Genomic DNA, 6,496 nt, shown 5'->3' on the forward strand with positions numbered 1-6,496 from the left:
ATATGTCTCCCATTGACATGTTTCGCTCGAAATAATCTTTACATGCAGCAATCTTGATTTCTAAAGGATACTTAGCCATAAAAAATCCCCCTAAAGGAGACTTTGGATATTTCCATTGTCTACTTTAGGGGAATCATATCAATTATGTCCCTGGCTCTTTTTTATATGTTGCCTGGGTACATTAAGAGGTATACAATATATAGTGAAGTTTTGTTTTGAATTTTCTAGGGGGATGAAAATGAGCAATAACGAAGCGGGCGGCGGAAATAGCTTTATGCTTAAAATCTGCGCTTTTATAGTCGATAAGCGCAATCTTTTCTTCTTGATATATGCAATACTATGTATATTCGCAGCAATTTCCAGAAACTGGGTAAGTGTTGAAAACCAGCTATCGGAATATTTACCAGAGACATCTGAGACATGGCAGGGCCTTAAACTGATGGAAGAGCAGTTTACAACCTATGGTTCTACCAAAGTCATGGTTGCCAACATTTCTTATGATCAGGCACTCCTTATTCAGGAAGATCTGGAGAATATAGAGGGTGTCTTTTCAGTAGAACTTGATGATTCAGACAAGCACTATAATAATGGATCAGCTCTTTTTAATATTGTCTTTAACTATGATGAAAAAGATGACAGGTGTCTGGTGCTCCTGGATGAAGTGAAGGCATATTTTGAGGATTATGATTACTACCTGTCTACAACCCTGGGAGACACTCAGTCGGAGCTTATTAACGATGAAATGAGCGTAATATCTATTATTGTTGTTTTCGTTGTTGTAGGCGTTTTGCTTCTTACATCACAGGCCTATGCTGAAGTTCCAGTGCTTCTTCTTACCTTTGGAAGTGCAGCCCTTGTGCAGATGGGAACTAACTTTCTTCTTGGCACAATTTCTTTTGTATCAGATTCTGTCACAATTGTGTTGCAGCTGGCACTGTCGGTAGACTATGCAGTTATTTTCCTAAACAGATATAAGGAAGAGCATGCATCGCTACCTTACAGAGAAGCCTGCATTGTGGCGCTATCTAAATCAATTCCTGAAATCTCAGGAAGCTCTCTTACGACCATGGGCGGTCTTGTAGCTATGCTGTTCATGCAGTTTGGTATAGGTCGTGATATGGGTATTGTACTGATAAAGGCTATTCTCCTTAGTCTTTTGTCAGTATTCCTTCTTATGCCTGGAATAATCATGCTCTTTGCTGTAGCTATGGAAAAGACTCAGCACAAGAACTTCATTCCTAAGATTCCATTTGTTGGAAAATTTGCTTATGCCACAAGATACATTATCGCGCCAGCCTTTGTGGTGGCCATTATTATTGCAAACAGAGTGTCAGCACAAACGCCTTATGTTTATGGCTATTCCCAGATTACTCCGCCTCTTATAAATGAGGTTCAAAAGGCTCAGAATATGCAGGACGATAATTTTGATTCTGACAATATGCTGGCTCTTGTGTTCCCTGCTGGTGATTATGAAAAAGAAAAAAAACTGATTGATGATCTTATGGCAGAGGATAAGGTTACGTCGGTTACAGGTCTTGCTAACACAGAGGCTCTTGGTGGCTACACCCTAACAGATAAGCTGACTCCAAGGCAGTTTTCTGAGCTAATAAATATCGACTATGAGATAGCTGAGCTTGTATATACTGCTTATGCTGTCAATGATGAAGACTATGCCAAGGTGGTTAACGGCCTTGCCAATTATAAGGTTCCGCTTATTGACATGTTCATGTTTGTATATAAAGAGATTGATGAGGGTTACGTAACACTCTCTGATGATCTTATGGACAAGCTTGAAGATGCTAACAGGATGATGGACTATGCCAAGAAGCAGCTCCAGGGCGAAGATTATTCCAGAATTATTGTATATACAAGCCTTCCACAGGAGTCAGATGCGACCTTTGCGTTTATAGAGAAGATGCATACCATTACTGAGAAATATTATGATGCAGACAAGATATATGTTGTTGGTGAGTCTGTCAGCCAGTATGACCTTAAGAAGTGCTTTGGAAGAGATAACACGGTTACTGGTGTTATATCGATATTAGCGGTTTTGGTGGTACTTCTTTTTACCTTTAAATCAGCAGGAATGCCAGTACTTCTTATCGCTGTTATTCAGGGCTGTATCTGGATCAATTTCTCGATTCCTGCGATCCAGCATGATAACCTGTTCTTCCTAGGCTACCTGATCGTTAGTTCAATTCAGATGGGTGCCAATATTGACTATGCCATTGTTATTGCAGGCAGATACACAGAGCTTCGTAGTACCATGGGCAAAAAAGATGCCATCATAGATACAATGAATCTTTCTTTCCCGACTATTATCACTTCTGGAACAATGCTTGCAGTTGCAGGAACACTTATCGGTAACATGACCTCTGACTGTGCGATTTACGGTATTGGTAAATGTCTTGGAAGAGGAACAATTATTTCCATTTTGATCACAATGTTTGTTTTGCCACAGATTCTTTTGGTGGGTGATAAGATCATTGAGCTTACTGCCTTTGTAATGAACATGCCTATTCAGACCAGACAAAAGGCTGGAATTATGCGAATTGATGGTCTTGTACGAGGCCACATTGATGGAAATATCAATGGTGTAGTTCATGCAGTGGTACGAGGAAATATCAGTGCCTACGTTGATAATGATGCCATAAAGATGCTGGATGAAAACGGCGAGGAAGTAACTACCATGGCAGAGACTGCAGGGGAGGAGAGCTGATATGAAAAAGAGATTATGCGCGCTTCTTCTTGGAATATTGTTTGTAACAACACCTGTCATCACCGTGTTTGCTGAAACCGGAGACAAGGAAGCTGATAATACAAGTCAGAGCAATGCACCTGAGATTACTACAGGCACCTATGAAAGAGCTCTGGAAAATGAAGTCGATGTAGACGAGGATATCAAAGAAGATATATTAGCGGTAATACCTGAAGATATTGAAGAGATAACTATAGGAACAACAGAAGAGTTCCTTGAATTTGCTGATAACTGCAGGCTTGATACCTGGTCGGTTAATAAAAAGATTACTCTCACAAACGATATTTCTCTTCTTGGTACAGACTTTATAGGAATACCATCCTTCGGAGGCATTTTTGATGGTGGAGGTCATACTATCAGTGCCTTTAATGTAGATAAGGGTATGTCCTACATAGGTCTTTTTACTGATGTTCAGAAAACCGGAGTGATCACTAACCTTAATGTCAAAGGAAATATCATACCTGCTGGAGAGCAGATAACTATTGGAGGAATCGCTGCAACAAACAGTGGCTACATACACAAATGCAGCTTCACCGGAGTTGTAAATGGAAATGACTACGTTGGCGGTGTAGTTGGAGTTAACCAGCTTACAGGAATTATCGATGACTGCAACTGTGCCGGCTATGTCCATGGAGTTCATTTCACTGGCGGAATTGTTGGCTCTAACATGGGCTATGTGACAGACTGTGTCAATGATTCAAGTGTTAATACAACCAACACGGATACTCAGATAACAATTGATTCAATGAGTACCCTTAATAAGGTTATCTCACTTGTCAAAAATGCAAACAGTGAAGAGGAGGATGCTAACGCTGACGTAACAGCTTCTGATACCGGTGGTGTTGCGGGACAGTCAATTGGAATTATCATAGGCTGCATAAACACTGGTGATATCGGTTATGAGCACGTTGGCTACAATGTTGGCGGTATAGCTGGAAGACAGTCAGGATATCTTTATAAGTGCACTAATAGTGGCAAGATCCTTGGCAGAAAAGATGTAGGTGGCATTGTTGGACAGGCTGAGCCCTATATTACTGTTGATCTCAGTACAGATATAGCTTATCAGCTGACTGAAGCTATAGGTAAGCTACATGACCTTGTATCTGTAACTCTGCGCGATACCAGAAATCAGTCCAATGTAATATCTAACAGATTATCCATAATACAGGATTATACAGGGAAAGCCCTTAATGACGTTAAATACATTGCTAATGGAACAATAGACTATGCTAATGGTGTGTCCGGTGCTGCAACAGAGGCTTTTTCAAGAGTTGATTATGTTATTGATGAGGCAACCAAGAAAAATGGTGCGCTTGATCACACGGAAGAAGCAATGAATGATGTTAAGAAATCTGCTGCTGATGTAAGGACTGCTTTTTCAAAACTCAACGTAGATGCATATATTAAGGACGATAGAAGAGATGAGTACAATGCAGCCAAGACGGTTCTGGAGGGAGCTGAGGCTCAGTATTCGGATAATTATAGCGCTGCAATAACTCCATGTAGGAATAACGCTATTTATGCACTAAAAGAGAATTATGATTCCACCAAAGCTTCCAACACCTCCATAGGTCTTGAGTATATTTCAAGTGCGACGGGACTTGAATGCACTTCTGATATGGGAACTGCTGTCAATAGTACTGATATACAAAACAAAACTGGAGCTTCAACAGAGGGATATTGGCAGCACAGGGATGGAACCAGATTCCCTTCAAGTGATTCTACTAATTATCCGGATGATGCAGCTCTTTATGCGCAAGCCAATGCTGCGGCCAGAACAAATGCATCTACTTATGCCAAGAGTCAATACACGAATGGTGGAGCTGCTGGATATGAAAAAGATGTACTGGAAAACACACAGATAGTAATGAGCATACTGACAGAAGCCGCCCAGTATATGGCTGATGATATGAGACCTGATATGGTTAAGAGCATGCAGGAGCTGGAGGATGCAGCGGGGAACCTTGAAAATGCCGGACATGATACCAGGGCGATCCTCAATAATATAGCGGGAAGAGATAATATTACATTCCCGACCTTCAGCGATGAGTACAGGCTTCGCACCACTTCCTTTGTGGACAATATGCAGGGAATGAACGATAACTTTGGACTTCTAAATTCCGAGATGAACAACGCCACAGGAGTTCTTACTACGGACCTTGAGGCTGTCAATGATCAGTTCAATATCATTATGCTTTTGTTTACAGATGCAGCAGATGGCGTTTTGGAGATGGACTACACTCAGTCTTTTGAAGACGTATCTCTGGATGAAGCAGATACCTGTACGGATGCTACTGTAGACTACTGCATTAACTATGGACGCATTGAGGGCGACATCGATGTTGCCGGAATTGCCGGAACTATGGGCATTGAGTACGAGTATGACAAGGAAAGCGACATTACAGGAATCAAGGATAGTAAGCTGTCTACTTCATACCTTACTAAGTGTGTACTCAGACATAACGACAACTATAACAATGTGGTCGGTGAAAAGAACTATGTGGGCGGAATCTGTGGCCTTCAGGAAATGGGAACTATCACAGGCTGCGCCAATATGGGTAATATAAAGTCGAGCTCAGGCGAATATGTAGGTGGAATATGCGGAAGATCCCTTTCTAATATAGTTAAATCAAACTCTTCAGGAATCCTTGACGGAGTTAGCTACGTTGGAGGAATCACAGGAGATGGAATGCATATAAGCGACTGTCAGTCTCTTGTTAAGGTTACAGGTGCCGACAGATGGTATGGAGCGATTTCCGGACATATTGATGAGAAGGGTGTTGTAAGAAATAACTCTTTTATCAGTGATGATCTTACTGGTATAGACAGGGCAAGCTATACAGGCAAGGCAGAGGCAGTAGCTTTTGATTTTAGCAATGTTCCTTATGATTTTAAGAGCATGACCATTACATTTATGCTTGAGGATGAGGATCTACCTGATGGAGAGAAGGTCATAAAGAAATCCAGCCTTAGATATGGCGAGTCCATAGATGAGCAGGATTATCCTAAGGTAGATAACAAGGAAGGCTATTACGTTGTGTGGGATAAGCCTCAAATAGATAAGATCACATCTGATGAGATAATCACAGCAGGCTACACCAAATACAGGACTACCATAGCAGAAGAAAAGGCCACGGACGATGACGGAATCCATCAGGGCGAGATTCTGGTTGATGGACTGTTCAGGGAAGATGATAGGCTGGTAGTAGAAAGAGAAGTTCTATTTAATAGGGGAGAGAATACCAGGTACTTCAAAGAAGGTAACAAGTTATTTGTAGATTTTGAGACATTGAAGGTTACAATACCTGACGATGGCAGAAAAACGCATCAGATCAGGTTTGGTATGGACAGCAATACCCAATTAGGTGATCAGATTACCTATGAGCTGTATCAGGTTCAGGATGATGGCAGTCTGACTAAGCTTGAGAAAACTGGTAGTGTAGGAAAGTATGACACCTATGAGGTTGAAGGCGATGTCCTTAACTTAGATGTGAAATACAAGGTGGCCAGATACTTTGAATATTTGATACCTGCTATAGCTATTGGCGCAATAGTAGTACTTATCATAATAATTGTTCTGACTATATTCATTATCAAAAGACATGGTGGCAAGCTCCCAATATTCATCAACAATGTTGCCAAGGATGTGTCCAAGAAGATAGAGGATAAAGAACAACTCTTCTATGATGACAGCAAAGACGAACAGAAAAATGTAGAAGAAAAGGAAGAAGAAAAGGA

Annotated in this window: 1 protein-coding gene and 1 pseudogene; both read left to right on the forward strand. The window is 41.1% G+C overall.

What is annotated here, in order from left to right; translation table 11 throughout:
- The first annotated feature begins 238 nt into the window (after positions 1 to 238).
- The gene (locus IJI01_RS14365) at positions 239 to 2,719 is read left to right on the forward strand and encodes an MMPL family transporter (protein WP_292191935.1); all 2,481 of its coding nucleotides are present in this window, start codon (positions 239 to 241) and stop codon (positions 2,717 to 2,719) included.
- Position 2,720: 1 nt separating this feature from the next.
- Positions 2,721 to 6,496 (forward strand): annotated as a pseudogene (locus IJI01_RS14370) (hypothetical protein); the annotation flags it as partial.

Source organism: Butyrivibrio sp. (genome assembly GCF_017433805.1).
Lineage (GTDB): Bacteria > Bacillota > Clostridia > Lachnospirales > Lachnospiraceae > Butyrivibrio.